The 14,845-nt window shown below is 63.6% G+C and carries 13 protein-coding genes; 6 read left to right on the forward strand and 7 right to left on the reverse strand.

Translation table 11 applies throughout. The features are described 5' to 3' along the window. Window positions 1-13: 13 nt before the first annotated feature. On the forward strand, window positions 14-994 hold the full coding sequence (locus ABIB00_RS01200) for a helix-turn-helix transcriptional regulator (protein WP_354103096.1): 981 nt from the start codon (window positions 14-16) through the stop codon (window positions 992-994). A 138-nt stretch (window positions 995-1,132) separates the two neighbouring features. Then, window positions 1,133-1,366 carry a hypothetical protein gene (locus tag ABIB00_RS01205; protein WP_354103097.1) on the forward strand — a complete coding sequence of 78 codons (234 nt, stop codon included), beginning with the start codon at window positions 1,133-1,135 and terminating at the stop codon, window positions 1,364-1,366. A 57-nt stretch (window positions 1,367-1,423) separates the two neighbouring features. Here the strand turns inward: ABIB00_RS01205 and ABIB00_RS01210 are convergent, their stop codons facing one another. The 3 genes from ABIB00_RS01210 to ABIB00_RS01220 all read right to left on the reverse strand — a co-directional run bounded on the left by ABIB00_RS01210 (window position 1,424) and on the right by ABIB00_RS01220 (window position 4,361). Then, window positions 1,424-2,371, reverse strand: a complete 948-nt coding sequence (locus ABIB00_RS01210; RefSeq protein ID WP_354103098.1) for a fatty acid desaturase — start codon at window positions 2,369-2,371, stop codon at window positions 1,424-1,426. A gap of 15 nt (window positions 2,372-2,386) precedes the next feature. Beyond that, a complete protein-coding gene (locus ABIB00_RS01215) occupies window positions 2,387-3,403 on the reverse strand; it encodes an alpha/beta fold hydrolase (protein ID WP_354103099.1) in 1,017 nt (338 codons plus the stop codon). A 154-nt stretch (window positions 3,404-3,557) separates the two neighbouring features. Then, window positions 3,558-4,361, reverse strand: coding sequence for an MBL fold metallo-hydrolase (locus ABIB00_RS01220; RefSeq protein WP_354103100.1), 804 nt, complete (start codon window positions 4,359-4,361; stop codon window positions 3,558-3,560). A 180-nt stretch (window positions 4,362-4,541) separates the two neighbouring features. Here ABIB00_RS01220 and ABIB00_RS01225 point away from each other — a divergent pair, with 180 nt between their 5' ends. Then, window positions 4,542-5,741: an MFS transporter gene (locus ABIB00_RS01225; protein WP_247441699.1), complete on the forward strand. Its 1,200-nt coding sequence runs from the start codon at window positions 4,542-4,544 to the stop codon at window positions 5,739-5,741. Window positions 5,742-5,788: 47 nt separating this feature from the next. Here the strand turns inward: ABIB00_RS01225 and ABIB00_RS01230 are convergent, their stop codons facing one another. From ABIB00_RS01230 to ABIB00_RS01240, 3 genes are all read right to left on the reverse strand, one after another. Continuing rightward, window positions 5,789-6,796, reverse strand: a complete 1,008-nt coding sequence (locus ABIB00_RS01230; RefSeq protein ID WP_354103101.1) for a zinc-dependent alcohol dehydrogenase family protein — start codon at window positions 6,794-6,796, stop codon at window positions 5,789-5,791. A gap of 15 nt (window positions 6,797-6,811) precedes the next feature. Beyond that, entirely contained in the window at window positions 6,812-8,425 is a 1,614-nt protein-coding gene (locus ABIB00_RS01235) for an acyl-CoA synthetase (RefSeq protein ID WP_354103102.1), read from the reverse strand. A gap of 114 nt (window positions 8,426-8,539) precedes the next feature. After that, window positions 8,540-9,307 carry a FadR/GntR family transcriptional regulator gene (locus tag ABIB00_RS01240; protein ID WP_247344048.1) on the reverse strand — a complete coding sequence of 256 codons (768 nt, stop codon included), beginning with the start codon at window positions 9,305-9,307 and terminating at the stop codon, window positions 8,540-8,542. A gap of 164 nt (window positions 9,308-9,471) precedes the next feature. Between ABIB00_RS01240 and ABIB00_RS01245 the strand changes: the two genes are divergently transcribed. Then, window positions 9,472-10,677: an ABC transporter substrate-binding protein gene (locus ABIB00_RS01245; RefSeq protein ID WP_354103103.1), complete on the forward strand. Its 1,206-nt coding sequence runs from the start codon at window positions 9,472-9,474 to the stop codon at window positions 10,675-10,677. Between the two features lie 47 nt (window positions 10,678-10,724). Here ABIB00_RS01245 and ABIB00_RS01250 read toward each other — a convergent pair whose 3' ends face one another. After that, complete coding sequence (locus ABIB00_RS01250) at window positions 10,725-11,669, reverse strand: helix-turn-helix domain-containing protein (RefSeq protein ID WP_247344054.1); 945 nt, start codon at window positions 11,667-11,669, stop codon at window positions 10,725-10,727. A gap of 268 nt (window positions 11,670-11,937) precedes the next feature. Here ABIB00_RS01250 and ABIB00_RS01255 point away from each other — a divergent pair, with 268 nt between their 5' ends. Next, window positions 11,938-13,827: an AMP-binding protein gene (locus ABIB00_RS01255; RefSeq protein WP_354103104.1), complete on the forward strand. Its 1,890-nt coding sequence runs from the start codon at window positions 11,938-11,940 to the stop codon at window positions 13,825-13,827. A 41-nt stretch (window positions 13,828-13,868) separates the two neighbouring features. Continuing rightward, the gene (locus tag ABIB00_RS01260) at window positions 13,869-14,840 is read left to right on the forward strand and encodes an ABC transporter permease (RefSeq protein WP_247344060.1); all 972 of its coding nucleotides are present in this window, start codon (window positions 13,869-13,871) and stop codon (window positions 14,838-14,840) included. Window positions 14,841-14,845 lie beyond the last annotated feature (5 nt).

The following is a 14,845-nucleotide window of genomic DNA, read 5'->3' on the forward strand; positions in this document are numbered from 1 at the left end:
GGTTTAAGGGATCATGCGCGCGAGCCGGATGCTGTCAATCCTCACCACCCTCCAGGCCAAGGGGCAGGTCACTGCGCCCGAGCTCGCGGAGGCCTGCGAAGTCTCGGTGCGCACGATCTATCGCGACATCGACGCGCTCGCGGCCTCCGGCGTCCCCGTTTATGCCGACCGCGGCGCGGAGGGCGGCTATCGCCTCCTCGACGGCTATCGCGTGCGGCTGAACGGCTTGTCGCAGAGCGAGGCGGGAGCGCTGTTCCTGACCGGATTGCCGGGCCCGGCCGCGGCGCTCGGGCTCGATGCCGCGATGATCGCCGCGCAGAACAAGCTGATGGCAGCGCTGCCCGCCAATTTGCGCGAGGATGCCAGCCGGATGCAGGAGCGCTTTCATCTCGACGCGCCGGGCTGGTTCGGCGAGGCGGAAGAGCCAAAGCATCTGCGCACCATCGCCGGCGCGGCTCTGCGCGGGACGCTGATAAAAATCCGCTACCAGAGCTGGCGCGCCGAGAAGCAGCGCCGCCTCGCGCCGCTCGGCCTCGTGCTGAAGGGCGGCAGCTGGTATCTCGCAGGTTTGGTCGACGGCAGCGTGCGCACCTATCGCGTCGCGCGCGTGCTCGACTGCTCGGCGCTCGACGATCACTGCGAGCGTCCCGCCGATTTCGATCTCGCGGCCTATTGGCGGGATGCAACGCTGCGCCTCGAGGCCGAGATGCATCCCAATGTCGCGGTCGTCCGGCTATCGCCCTTCGGCGTCAAGCTGCTCGACGCGCTGAGCCAGCCTTACGTCAGGGCGCGTACGCAGCTTGAGGACACCGCCGATGCAGACGGCTGGCGCATTGCCAGAGTGCCGACCGGAAAGACGTCATGGCACGCTGCGGCCGAATTGTTGCGGCTCGGGCCCGAGGCCGAAGTGCTGGAGCCGGCCGATCTGCGCGAGAAGATGGCGGAGCTGACGCAGGCGATGGCTGCGCGCTACCGCGCGGCGCGGAAAACATGACGGGGGCGTAACCCGCCGCGATCGACGAAACACTCCTGAAACACGATTCTCCCCTCGCTGCATGAACGCGTTCGCGTTTCGGCTCGACCGAGATGCAGGGACACAACAACGGCCCTTGCGCCACACTGGAGAATGAAAATGTTTCGTAAGCTTGCACTTGGTCTGATCGCTGCCGGCTCGCTCGGCGTTGCCGCTCTCGCGCCGACCGCCGCGTCGGCCCATGGCTTCCATCATCACTGGGGTCCCGGCTGGGGCTTTGGCGGCATCTATGTCAACACCGGCGTCAACAATTGCTACCAGGAGCGCGTCATCCAGACCCGCCACGGCCTGCGCGTCCGCATGGTGAATGTCTGCGCCTACGGCGTCTACTGATTGATCGCCTCCACGACAAAGCTCCGGTCGCGCCGCGACCGGAGCTTTGCGTTTGCGCTAGCCGGCCTGCCGCTGCCGACGAAACCAGGCCCAGGTCTCGCGCGTCGTTCTGATGTAGCCGCGGCCACGATAAAGGATCTCGCCGTCGACGATCACGTTCAGCTTCGGCAGCGCGTGAAAGGGAATCGAGGGATAGGCGTGGTGCTCGACGTGATAGGGCATATTCCACGTGAACCATTTGACAATCGCGCCGGTATAGGTGGTGCGGGTATTCTGAAAAGCGCTGCGGGTGCGATCGCAGCCGGTGTGCTCGGCATAGAGATACGGCCGCAGGAAGAGTTGCCCGATCATCAGCGGAACGATCCAGACCCAGAGCAGCAGTGCCGACGAGAACCAGAGCGACAGCACGAGCAGCAGCGCATAGAGCGCGACATAGGCACGCGCCTCGGTCACGATGATGGCGCGCCTGTTCTCGGGGATCCAGGGCACGACGACCTTGCCGGTGACGGCATGGCCGAACATCAGCCAAACGCGGCCGACGACCTGAAGCAGGCCGCTATAGGCGAGCGCGAGCTGCGTGTCGGACTTCGGCTTCACGCCGACGACCAGCTCGGGATCCTTGTCCGGATCCTGGGTGTAGCGGTGATGGTCCCAGTGGAACAGGCAGTAATATTCGTAAGGCAATCCGATGATGAAGCCTGAGAGATAGCCGACCGCGAGGTTGAGGCCGCGGCTTCTGAACGCGGTCTTGTGCGCGGTCTCATGCACCGCCATGAACAGGAAGGCGACGAAATAGCCCTGCACGGCCACCAGCGGCAGCGCCCAGAGGACGCCGTATGTCGCGGTAACCTTCCATATCAGCGCGCCGACCAGCGTGATCAGGCCGTAATGGCAGAGGCTGCGCGCTGCGCCCTGAAAATTGGAGCGCGACGACAATTCGCGCAGCATCGCCGGTGACAGCGGCTTCAGGCGATGGCCGGACTCTGAAACGGCTGCGTCGCTCATGATCGGATGCCTGCCCTACTTGCCGATGAGTGTTGCAATCTCGGCCTTGATGAAGGCCTGATCGCGCGGATTGTTGACGGGGTTGCCGGCGCGATGGCCGTGCAGCGATGGGATCGGATGCAGCGCCGCTGATTTCGCGTTGACCAGCCGGCCGAGTTCGTCCTCGTTGTCGCGGACGTCGAAATAGCGATCGGTCGCGCCCGGCATCAGCAGCATGTGCGCTTTGATCGCACCGAGCGCGCGATCGAAATCGCCGTCGAATGCGGTGCAGCGGCTGACGTCGCCGTTCTGCCAGATGCCGATCTGGGCCAGGAGATCGTTGGCGTCGCGCCGGGCAAACGCCGGGTCCCATGCGCGGACGAGATAGTCGTCCAGCGAGGCGAAGCCCGCTTCGCGCCAGATCTCGTCGCGATAGAAACCGTGCGACATCGCCCAACCCGCGTAGACGCGCCCCATGGCGCGATAGCCAGCGACAGGCTTCTCGACGAAGCGGCCGTCGCGGAAGGCCGGATCGGCGGTCAGCGCGGCCTTCACGCTTTCCAGAAAGACGTAATTATAGGGCGCGCAGCGGGCACTGCCGCAGACAACAGCCGCGCGCTCGACCATATCGGGATGCAGCGCCGCCCAGTGATAGGCCTGCATGCCGCCCATCGACCAGCCATAGACCAGGGCAAGCTTGGAGATGCCGAACCGCTCGGTGAGCAGCCGGTGCTGAACCGCGATGGCATCGTGATAGGTCATCATCGGGAACGACGCCGCCGTATTCGACGGCGAGGACGACAGGCCGTTACCGAACAGGTTCGGGATGACGATGAAATAACGTGTGGGGTCGAGCACGCCGTCAGGGCCGATCAGCCACTCGGTGTCGGTGTGCTGCGCGCTGAACGAGGTCGGATAGAGAATGACGTTGTCTTTGGCGGGGCTAAGCCGGCCGTAGGTCTTGTAGGCGAGCTGGAGCAAAGGGACGACGGCGCCGGACTGGAGCGTGACGTCGCCAGCCTCGAAGATCTCATAGTCGCGGTCCGCCGTCATGCGTCCAACTCCCGCTCGCGCGCCAAGCGCGCCGCCAAAACGGCGATGCATCGATCATGCCGTTCCCGCAGACGCATCGTTGCGCCACGCTTAATAACTGTACTTATAGTCCATTTATTATGGACCGGCAAGGTGAATCCGATCGCGCGTCGGCTCAGGCGATGGCCGCCAGATAGCGCGCGACAGACGCCGCGAATGCGACCTTGGCGCCTGCGGCGATGTTGCGGCCCCACCACGCACCGTAGATGCGATCGAACGCCAGCGGCTCGACCGCAGCTGCAATCCGTCTTACCGCCGCGGCATTGAGTGGCATGTAGTTCGGATAGGAGTACATGAAGCTGACGAAGCGGCGATCCATCGTCACCTGAGCGATATCGCCGGTGAGCAGCGCACCCCTGCCGCCCGCACCGCGCGCATGGTGCAGCATGGTGGCACCGGCGAAATGACCGCCGGTGCGCTGGAGCAGCACATCGTCGGAGATACGATGGCTTTCACCGGTCCAGTGCACGATCGATGAATGTGGACGCGTCACCCATTGGCGATCATCGGCGTGCAAATAGACCGGCACCCCGCCGAACGCCTCGCTCCAGTCGGCCAGCGCGCCATAGTAATGCGGATGCGAGATCGCAATCGCCTTCAGCCCGCCGAGTGACCGCACATGCGCGATCGCCTCCGGCGTCGCCAGCGGTACGCAGTCCCACATCAGGCAGCCGCCCGCGAGCGGCACCAGCAGCGCGCGCTGGCCGATGGCAAAGCTTGGCTCGAGCGCGATGCCGGTCAGGCCGAGATCCTCGCGCCAGACCAGGCGGTGACGTACTCCGAGCGCCTCGCGCGTGAGGAAAGTTTGCCCCTTCCAGCCGACGAATTGCCGTTCGTCCTCGCAAATCGGACAAGACGGGGGCGGATTTTCGCCGTCCGGGAATTGCGCGCCGCAGGTTTCGCAGGTCCAGAGGGGCATGATCATGATCCAGAACGAGACCGGAACGGCGCGAGGCGACCTTCCCGTCCTCAATCGCAGGCGCGGCCGGAACCAACGCGCTGAGCGCAGGTTACTTTCTGGTCCGCCCCGGCGCAATTGGCCGGCCGTCAGTCTTGCACGAGACCATAGTCGGTTGGCAGCAATACGTTCAGCGTCTCGATGACATCGCGCCCCGCCCCGTCCCGCCTCTGGCCGCTGTTCGCAGTCAACTTCTTCATGGCCGACATGCAGTCGGGCATCGGGCCCTTCGTCGGAGTGTTCCTTCAGGAGCGCGGCTGGGCGAGCGGGCTGATCGGCACCGCGATGACGATCGGCAATGTCGCGGGCATGCTGGTCACGACGCCGATTGGCGGGTTCATCGATTCCAGCCGCAACAAGCGCCTGTGGGTGGTCATCCCCGGCATCTGCGTGGTGCTTGCGTCCGCGATCATCCTGATCTCGCAGAATTTCTGGGCGGTGACGTTCTCGCAGGTCGCACAATCGCTGGCGAGCGCCGCGATCGTGCCGGCCGTCACAGGTATCACGCTCGGCATCGCGAAACAGAAGGGATTCAATGCACTGAACGGCCGCAACCAGGCGTTCAACCATGCCGGCAACATGGTCGGCGCGGCGCTGTCGGGCTATCTCGGCTATCAATTCGGCTACGTCTCGGTGTTCGTGCTGGCCGCCGCGTTCGGCGCCATCGCGATCGCCTGCGTGCTGATGATACCGGCCAAGACGATCGACGACCGCGCCGCGCGCGGCAGCAAGGAGGATGACCCCGACAGCCAACCGGATGCGCTCACGATCCTGCTCAAGCACAAGGCGCTGCTCGTCCTTGCGCTGGCTCTCGCCCTCTTCCATCTCGGCAACGCCGCGATCGTTCCGCTTTACAGTCTTGCGGCGGTGGCCGACGGACAGGCCAACGGCCCGAGCTTCGTCGCCACCACCGTGGTGATCGCACAGGGCGTGATGATCGTCACCTCGCTAATCGCCATGAAGGTCGCGAGCAAGCGCAATTACTGGCCCGTCATCCTCGTCTCCTTCATGTTCCTGCCGATTCGCGGCGTGCTCGCCTTCTTCGTTACGGGATGGTGGGGCGTCGTGCCGATGCAGGTGCTCGACGGTATCGGCACCGGGCTCCAGACGGTTGCCGTCCCCGGCATGGTCGCGCGCTCGCTCAACGGCACCGGCCGCATCAATCTCGGCCAAGGCGCCGTCATCACCGTGCAGGGCGTTGGCGCGAGCCTCAGTCCCGCCCTTGGCGGCTGGATCGCACAATGGATCGGCTATGGCCCGACCTTCCTGCTGCTCGGCGGCTTCGGGCTCGCGTCGATGGCGCTGTGGCTGGCGTTCGGCGCCGCCGTGAAGAAGTATTGAGAGCGTCATTGCGGGACGAGCGCTCGCTCCGACGCCCCAGCGCATTCCTAAGAGAACTCCACCACGATCTTGCCGAAATGGCCACCCTGCTGCATCAGCCGCAGCGCGTCGGGCACGGCGTCGAAGCCGAACACGCGGTCGATCACGGGCTTCATGCCATTGCGACCGATCGCAGCACTCATACCTTCGAACATGCGGCGGCTGCCGACAGACAGACCAATGACGTGCAGGTTCTTGGAAAACAGGCTCGGTATCGCGATCTGCTGGGAAAAGCCTGTGAGCACGCCGATCACCAGGATGTTGCCACCGACCCGCGCCGCCTCGAGCGATTGCGCAAAAGTATCCTTGCCACCGACCTCGACGACATGATCGACGCCGCCACCGGTCCACTCCGAAGCCGCCTTGCCCCATTCGGGCACCGAACGATAGTTGATGGTGTGATCCGCTCCGAGCGCCTTGGCACGTTCGAGCTTCTCGTCGCTCGACGAGGTCACGATCACGCTCGCACCGGCGAGCTTTGCGAATTGCAGCGCAAAGATCGACACACCGCCGGTACCCTGCACCAGCACCGTGTCACCGGGCTGCACCCTGGCCTCCTCGAACAGCGCGCGCCAGGCGGTTAGCCCGGCACAGGGCAGCGTCGCCGCTTCCCGGAAAGACAGATGCAACGGGATATGGGTGACGCCCTCGGCGTCGAGCACCATGACCTGCTGAAGCACGCCGGGCCGCGTGCCGCCGAGCGCATAGCGACGGCTGGTGGCCGACACCTTCCCGTCGATCCAGGATTGGAAGAACATCGGACAGACGCGATCACCCACCGCGACGCGGACAACGCCATCACCGACAGCGATCACCTCGCCGGCGCCATCCGAGAACGGGATCAGCGGCAATCTGGTGACGCCGCCCTTCCCCTGCACCGTGAGCAGGTCGCGATAATTCACAGATGCCACCCGCATGCGCACCGCGACCTGCCCCGCGCCAGGTGTGGGCTCGGGCAGATCGGCCAGTTGCAGGCCCTCGATCGACCAGTCACGCGCAACCTGCCAGGCTTTCATGGCGATCGCTCCGCCTCAGGTGCCAAAATTTGTCTGGATCGCCTTGTCGAGCGTCACGCCCCCGACGAAGCGCTGGCGCAACTCGCGCTTGAGCAGCTTGCCGCTCGGGTTCTTGGGCAAGGCATCGACGAAGATGACGCGCTTGGGCACCTTGAAATGCGCCATCTGGCCGGCGCAGTGCTTGATGACGGAATCTTCGTCGAGCTTCTCGCCGCTCTTGACCACGACGATGGCAGTCACCGCCTCGATCCAGCGCGGATCGGGCAAGCCGACGACGGCGACTTCGGACACCGCGGGGATGCGATAGACCATCTCCTCGACCTCGCGGCTGGCGACGTTCTCGCCGCCGGTCTTGATCATGTCCTTGACGCGATCCACCACGGTGATGTGGCCCTCTTCATCGACGATGGCGAGGTCGCCCGAGTGAAACCAGCCGCCGGAGAACGCCGCCGCCGTCTTGACCGGGTCGTTGTAATAGCCGGAGAGCAGGTGCGGCGAGCGGTGCACGATCTCGCCGACCTCGCCGATCTTGACGTCCTCCATCGACGTGGTGACGACTCGCGTCTCGACATTGAGCACGGGCTTGCCGGCCGAGCCCGCCTTGCGCAGCTGGTCCGCAGGACCCAGCACGGTCGCGAGCGGCGCTATCTCGGTCTGTCCGTAGAAATTCCAGAACTTGACGTTGGGCAGACGGCGCTGGAGCTCGAGCAACACCTCCACCGGCATGATCGAGGCGCCGTAATAGCCCTTCTGAAGCGTCGACAGGTCGGCCTTGTCGAAGTTCGGCGAGCGCAGCATCGCGATCCAGATCGTCGGCGGCGCGAAGAAGGACGTGATCTTGTGCGCCTGGATCAACGACAGAATGTTGTCGGCGGTCGGCTTGCCCGTGATCACGCCGGAGGCGCCGAGATAAATTTGCGGCCCCAGGAACACGTCAAGCTGCGCGCAGTGATAGAGCGGCAGCGCGTGCAGGAATTTGTCATCGACGCTCATGCCGCCGTCGATGATGCAGCTGACATATTGCCACATCACGGCATCATGGGTCAGCATCGCGCCCTTGGGCAGGGACTCCGTGCCGCTTGTGTAGACGATCTGCGCGAGATCGCGGCTGTCGACGGACGCCTCCAGGAACGAAGCGTCGGGGCTGAGGAGATCGTCGAAGGTGGTGAGGCCCGCGGGCGCCGTGGCCGGATCCTCGCCCGGCAGCCAGATCAACTTTTCGACCGCACAATCCCTGGCGCTTGCGGCGCGCGCGGGCTCGACGAAATCAGGACCGGCCGCGAGCACCTTTGCGCCGGAGCTCTTCAGGATGAAGTTGATCTCGTCCGGATTGAGCATGAAGTTGATCGGCACCAGCACCGCGCCGATCCGGGCCACCGCGAACCGGAGCGCCGCAAAGGCGTGCGAATTGCGCGACAGCACGGCGAGGCGGTCGCCCTTCTTGACGCCGAGGCCGAGCAGACCGCGGCCGAGCCGGTTGCAGATCGCGTCCATCTCGGCAAACGTCCAGCTCACATTGCCACAGCTCACCGCAAGCCTGTCCGGCTCGCGGCCCGCCGAACGGCGCAGAAGATCGCCGATGGAATGCTCGCGGGCCTTCGAGATGGTGGCTACGATGTCGCCGGTCATGTGTCCCTCCGTGTGATGTCTTTTTTTGCTGGATTTTGCTTGAAGTCTTGCGGCTTGTCTTTTCTTGCGCATGATCCTCCCGGAAAACCGCTCCACACTTTTCCGGATTATGCGCTATCTGCGTCGGACCGCTTGCGCGTGCTCCATGTACATATGCTCGACGGAACGGTCGAGCGAAGCGATCTTCTCGAAACCGCGCCGCCAATCCTGCAAGTGCCGGCGCGTCCAGAGCACGCCCGCCTCGCGGTCGCGGCGCTGGATCGCCTCGATGAGATGGCGATGCGCGGCGACGAGGCGCGGGCCGCCTTCGGCCACACCAGCGACGATCATCTCGGTGGTCGGATAGAACAATTGCGCGGCCGGCTCACGCGCGAGCTGGAGCACGCGGTTCTGCGAGGCCTTGGCAACCAGCACGTGGAATTCGGCATCGCATTCGGCAAGCATCGCGGGATCGCCGACCACGGCCTCGCTGCGCACGAGGTTATCGGCGAGCTCTGCGAGGTTCTCCTCCGTCGCCCGCTCCACCGCGCCTTCGATGCTCGCCACTTCGAGCGTCATCGAGGCCTCGTAGAGCTCGCGGAAAGTGACCTCGTGCAGCACAAGCGCGCGACTGAGACGGCTCGCGAGCTTGGTGTACCGTGGCAGACAGGCATGCAGCCGTCGCGAGGAATCGCGGCTGATCAGCCCGCCCTCCTCCAGCACGCGAATGCCTTCGCGAATGGTCGAACGGTTGACGCCGAACTGGCGCACCAGATCGTGCTCGGTGCCGATGGGATCGCCCGGCTTGATGCGGCCATTGACGATCTCGCGCTCGATGGCGTCGGCGACCTTCTGATAGGCGGGCGCGACATCGATCGGACGGAAGAGCGGCGCGAGAGGCAAATCAGGCTCCAATGGCGTTTGTCGGACAAACTATAGGAACGGCGGTGGGCGCGTCAAACTGCGTCATTCGTGCCGACGATGCAACAAATTGACTCCTGAGGAACCCGCCTCTAACTTTGTCGGACAAAGGGACAGCATAGTCCCGCGCAAGAGGAAACGTATCCATGAGACCTATCGCAGCATTCGTGTCTGCGGCCGGCTTGCTGTCGGCTGCCCTGATCACCCCCACCTCCGCCCAGCAGGCGCCGCTCAAGATCGGCGTGCTGTCCGACTTCTCCTCGGTCTATTCCGACATCGGAGGCCAGGGGAATGTCGAGGCCACCAAAATGGCGATCGAGGATTTTGGCGGGCAGATGTTCGGCAAGCCGATCGACATGGTCTCTGCCGATGTGCTGAACAAGCCCGACGTCGCCTCGACCATCGCGCGAAAATGGTGGGAGACCGAAGGCGTCGACATGATCATCGACCTGCCGACATCGGCCACTGCGCTCGCGGTGATGGAGCTGTCGAAGCAATACGAGAAGATCATGATCGTGACGGATGCCGCGAGCTCCGACATTACCGGAAAGTCCTGCTCGCCCTACACTGCGCACTGGACCTACGACACTTATTCCAACGCGCACACGGTCGGCAGCGCCATCGTCAAGAACGGCGGCGACAGCTGGTTCTTCCTCACCGCCGACTATGTATTCGGCCATTCGATCGAACGCGACACCGGCGACGTCGTGAGGGCCGCCGGCGGCAAGGTGCTCGGCAGCGTCAAGCATCCGCTCAACACCGCGGACTTCTCATCCTTCCTGCTCCAAGCCCAGGCCTCCAAGGCCAAGATCATCGGGCTGGCGAACGGCGGCGGCGACACCATCAACGCAATCAAGCAGGCCGGTGAATTCGGCATCGTCGCCGGCGGCCAGAACCTGGCTGCGATCGTGATGTTCATCTCCGACGTGCACAGCTTAGGGCTAAAGCTCGCGCAGGGACTGATCATCACCGAGGCCTATTACTGGGACCTCAACGACAAGACCCGCGCCTTCGGCAAGCGCTTCATGGAGCGCGTCAAGCGCATGCCGACGATGAACCAGGCAGCGACCTACAGCGCGACGCTGCATTACCTGAAGGCGGTGCAGGCCGCAGGCACAAAGGACACCAAGACGGTGATGGCCAAGATGCGCGAGCTGCCGGTGAAGGACGCCTTCACGGACAACGGCGTCTTACGCGAGGACGGCCGCATGGTGCACAGCACGTACCTGTTCCAGGTGAAGAAGCCCGAGGAATCGAAAGGGCCTTGGGACTATTACAAGCTGCTCGCCGAGGTGCCTGCCGACCAGGCCTTCCGTCCACTCAAGGACGGCGGTTGCCCGCTGGTGAAGTAATGCTTTCGCAACGACCGACCTGCATCGCCTCGCGCGGTGCAGGTCCTTTAGCGCCGTCGCAAGTCGGATGGGCTGTGCCCGAATTTCCTACGAAAGACCGTGCTGAAGTACGACGAGCTGCTGAATCCCAACTGATAGGCAACTTCGGTGATCGACAGGGAGCGCAACTCGGGACGGGTCAGGACGTCGTAACAGCGCTGCAGCCGGCGATCCAAAATCCATTCGGACACCGAGACATCGGTGAGCCGGAAGAGATAATGCAGATGCCTGAGCGAGACGCCGTTGTTCTTTGCGACCTTCTCGAGCGACAGGTCCGCGTCCGTGAGGTGCGTCTCGATCCAGGCTTTGACCGAGCGCAGACGGGCCTGCTGCGCGCCGGCATCCTCCGAGAATTCGTCCCGGTCGCCCATGTCGAGCGCGAGCGCCAGCACGTCCATCAGCTCACCGCCGAGCCGGGTCCTTACGGTCTCATCCAGCGGACCTCCTTGCGCCGCGAGCGTGGCGCAGAACTCGGCGGCAATCCGTCCGAGGCCCCGGCTCGTCGCCATCGTCGTGACGACAGGCAGGCGCCCGTCGCTGAAGCGCGCCGAGAATTCCTGGCGCGGAATCTCGAGGTAGAGCGATCGCACCTTGCCGATGCACTCCAGATCATAGGCCTCCGAGGCCGAGAAGATCGCGCCCATACCGGGATTCGAGAGCAGGGTCTGGCCGGCCTGGAGGACGTTGACCCGGCCCTGCTGGACGAACTCGACGTAGTAGCAATCCTTGTCGAGCTTCGCGATATGCCGCTCGCGTCGGGATATGCGCTGTTCGGACAGCAGTACGTCTGTCATCGTAACTGCGCCGAACCGCGCCTCGCGAATAAAGCCGTGGTAGTCGGATCGCTCCTCGGCATTCACGTCGACATGGACGTAGACATCGCAAATAGCGCCTTGCCACGCGGCGTAGCGCTTGGACGGCTCCAGATCGTCTGTCGAAAATACCAGGTTCATCGTCGGCCCATCCATTGCGAGGCCAGGATGAACGTCGTTTGTGCATCGCACAAGTCGGCCAGGCAAAGAGATTCTAGATGGCCGCCGTCTGCACGCAAGACCGGTTTGCGCGGAGAAGCAAAAGCTTTGCGCTCCGGAGCAAGCCGCCTCCGGGCATGTGGCCTATGAAGAACAAAAAACGGACAACGAAATAGGCGGGAAACGTTCGCTTGCATCAGGTCAGATCAACCGCTGCACAATCTGCCGTGCCGCTTGAATGGCGGTGCCCGTGAGCAGCGCGTTGCCGATCACGACGCGGTTCACGCAACCGATCAAGGTCATCGCCGATATCGAAGCGCTGGAGCGGCGGTCTTACGATTCCCTCGTTCCTGCCCGCAATCTCCATCATCTCTTCGAAGCAACGGCGCGCCTGCATCCTGATCGGCCTGCGCTAACGGTTTTGACCAAAGGCTCGCGCGAACCGGGCGACGTCACGCTGACGCATCGGCAGTTGCTCGCGGAAATCGCCCGCGCGGCAAACCTGTTCCGGTCGCACGGGATCAACCGGAATGGCGGAACGATCGCGTTTCTCTGTCCGATCCTTCCGCAGCTATTCCCGGCGCTGCTTGGCGCCCAAATCGCGGGCGTCGCCAGCTCGATCAATTTTCTCCTGAACGAAGATGCGATTGCCGACCTGCTGGAGGCACAGAACGCAACCGTCCTGGTCGTTGCTTCCGAAGCGGCCGATCGCGCGATCTGGACCAAAGCAACTAACGTCGCGAAGCGCGTCCCGTCACTCAGAACGATTTTCGTGCTTGGCAAGGATAGCCGCTCGATTGGCCACTTTCTGAGCTTCGATGAGGCGATTGCAGGTGCGCCGGACATTCTCGAATTCCAGCCGTCGACAGACCGCCAAGCCGTATGCGCACTCTTCCACACCGGCGGAACGACCGGAAGACCGAAGCTCGTGCGCCTGACGCATGGAAACCAGATCCATGCCGCCTGGAGCTTTGCGCAGGTTCACGGATTGGACGAGCTAGATGCCGCCGTGAATGGCTTTCCGCTGTTTCACGTCGGCGGCACGATGACACTCGGTCTGTCCATTCTCGCAGCCGGCGGCCATGTCATCATTCCCTCGCCGTACGGTCTCAGAAGTCCGGATGCGATCCGCGATTATTGGCACACCGTGGAGCGCTTCCGCGCAACCATCGTCAGCGGCGTGCCGACGTCGATTGCCGCGCTTGCCGAGGTGCCGATCGGATCCTCCGATATCAGCTCGGTTCGAATGGCCCTCACCGGCGGGGCCGTGGCTCCGAAGGCCATCAGCGAGAGATTTCAGGCGCGAACCGGGATTACCTTGTTCGAGACCTATGGCATGACGGAAACCGCAGCAGCGATCGCGTTCAATCCCGGCCGCGGGACACCCATACAGGGCAGCGTAGGATTCAGGGCGCCATTTGCGAGGACCAGAATCGTTTCTCTGGCCGATGCCGACCTGAAGCAAGACTGCCCGCCGCTCACCAGCGGCCTCGTCCTCGTCAGCGGACCGCAGGTGTTTCCCGGATACATCGACCCCCGGCACAACAAAGGCGTGCTGACCGACGACCAATGGATCGTCACCGGCGATGTCGGATATCTAACCCCGGATCAGCGCCTGGTGCTGACCGGCCGCGAGAAAGACCTGATCGTGCGCAGCGGTCACAACATCGACCCTGCCGCAATCGAGGATGTCGCGAACGCCTTCCCCGGCGTGCAGATAAGCTCGGCCGTCGGCATGCCGGACGCCTATGCCGGCGAGGTCCCGATTCTCTTCGTGGTGCCGTCTCCGGGGCAGACGATCGATCTGCCGCAGCTGCGCGAGCATCTCGAACGCAACGTCAATGAACCTCCTGCGCGGCCGAAGCGGGTCGTGCTGCTCGAAGCGCTGCCAGTCACCGCCGTCGGGAAGATCTTCAAGCCCGCGCTTCGCGACCTCGCCGTTCGGGAGAAGGTCAGGACCGAGCTCGACCGCATCTTCAGCCCGGATACCGCGGCAAACATTCTCGTCGAGAGGGACGCCAGGCTGAACACACTCGTCCACATCTCGGTGGACTCCAATGATCAGGAACGGGCTAAGGTACTTGCCGAAAGCCTGGCGACGCTTCCACAAACCTATCGCATAGAGACCCGATCGTCCTGACGGACCCACAGAGGCCGAAGTCGAAGAAAGGCAAAACGGGGATGAAACGCTTTCGGTTCAATCAGCAAGAGATCGTCTTCGCCGTCTTCGCGCTGCTGTTCCTGGTTTTTTCGATCTTCCTGCGCGGCTTTCTGACCGCTGACAACATGCTGACGCTGCTCCAGAACGTGGCGGTGCTCGGCATACTCGGCCTTGCCATGGCGATCGTCGTGATCGGCCGCGGCATCGACATCTCGCTGATCGCAGCGCTCGCGGTCCCGCCGGGGCTGGTGCTGCAGATGGTGCAGAACGGTCATTCGCTGCCTGCCTCGCTGCTGGCCGCAGTGCTGCTCACGATTGCCTTCGGCCTCATCAACGGCTGGCTGATTGCCTATGCGGAGGTCCCCTCGCTATTTGCGACACTCGCAACCGGCCTGCTGCTCGCCGGGCTCGGGCAGACCGCATTGTTTCAGCTCGACGTCGTGCAGTGGAGCCCCGGCATGGACGGCTTCGAGCGGCTCGGACAAGGCACCATCCTCGGCATTCCAACATCAATCGTGATGTTCGCGCTCGCCTGTATCGCAGTCTCTTTCCTGCTGCGCCAGACGCGCTGGGGAGCCTATATCTATGCAATCGGCGATAACCCTTACGCCGCGCGTGTCACCGGCATTCCCTCCCGGCCGATCATCGTGCTGCAATATGTCGTCGCCGCCCTGATCGGCTGCTTTGCCGGTCTGGTAATGGCCGCATCCGTTAATTCAATGCCGACCCGCATCTTCAACTCGACGCTCATCTACGACGTCATCCTGGTCGTCGTGCTTGGCGGCATCGGGCTATCCGGCGGCCGCGGCGGCGTGCTGAACGTCGTGATCGGCACGCTCGTGATCGGCACGATGCTCAACGGCATGACCATCATGGACATTTCCTACGCCGGACAGAATCTCATCAAGGGCGTGGTCCTGCTGCTCGCCGTCATCACGGACTCTTTCTTGAATCCACGCAACGAAGAAACGGCACAGCAAGGCGACATCTGAACGAC

The organism is Bradyrhizobium sp. LB14.3, assembly GCF_040547985.1.
Classification (GTDB): Bacteria; Pseudomonadota; Alphaproteobacteria; order Rhizobiales; family Xanthobacteraceae; genus Bradyrhizobium.

What these genes read in the sequence shown, in the direction of transcription:
- ABIB00_RS01200 (WP_354103096.1), top strand. Translation starts at nt 14, where the DNA reads ATGCGCGCGAGCCGGATGCTGTCAATCCTCACCACCCTCCAGGCCAAG.
- ABIB00_RS01205 (WP_354103097.1), top strand. Translation starts at nt 1,133, where the DNA reads ATGTTTCGTAAGCTTGCACTTGGTCTGATCGCTGCCGGCTCGCTCGGC.
- ABIB00_RS01210 (WP_354103098.1), bottom strand. Translation starts at nt 2,371, where the DNA reads ATGAGCGACGCAGCCGTTTCAGAGTCCGGCCATCGCCTGAAGCCGCTG.
- ABIB00_RS01215 (WP_354103099.1), bottom strand. Translation starts at nt 3,403, where the DNA reads ATGACGGCGGACCGCGACTATGAGATCTTCGAGGCTGGCGACGTCACG.
- ABIB00_RS01220 (WP_354103100.1), bottom strand. Translation starts at nt 4,361, where the DNA reads ATGCCCCTCTGGACCTGCGAAACCTGCGGCGCGCAATTCCCGGACGGC.
- ABIB00_RS01225 (WP_247441699.1), top strand. Translation starts at nt 4,542, where the DNA reads ATGACATCGCGCCCCGCCCCGTCCCGCCTCTGGCCGCTGTTCGCAGTC.
- ABIB00_RS01230 (WP_354103101.1), bottom strand. Translation starts at nt 6,796, where the DNA reads ATGAAAGCCTGGCAGGTTGCGCGTGACTGGTCGATCGAGGGCCTGCAA.
- ABIB00_RS01235 (WP_354103102.1), bottom strand. Translation starts at nt 8,425, where the DNA reads ATGACCGGCGACATCGTAGCCACCATCTCGAAGGCCCGCGAGCATTCC.
- ABIB00_RS01245 (WP_354103103.1), top strand. Translation starts at nt 9,472, where the DNA reads ATGAGACCTATCGCAGCATTCGTGTCTGCGGCCGGCTTGCTGTCGGCT.
- ABIB00_RS01250 (WP_247344054.1), bottom strand. Translation starts at nt 11,669, where the DNA reads ATGAACCTGGTATTTTCGACAGACGATCTGGAGCCGTCCAAGCGCTAC.
- ABIB00_RS01260 (WP_247344060.1), top strand. Translation starts at nt 13,869, where the DNA reads ATGAAACGCTTTCGGTTCAATCAGCAAGAGATCGTCTTCGCCGTCTTC.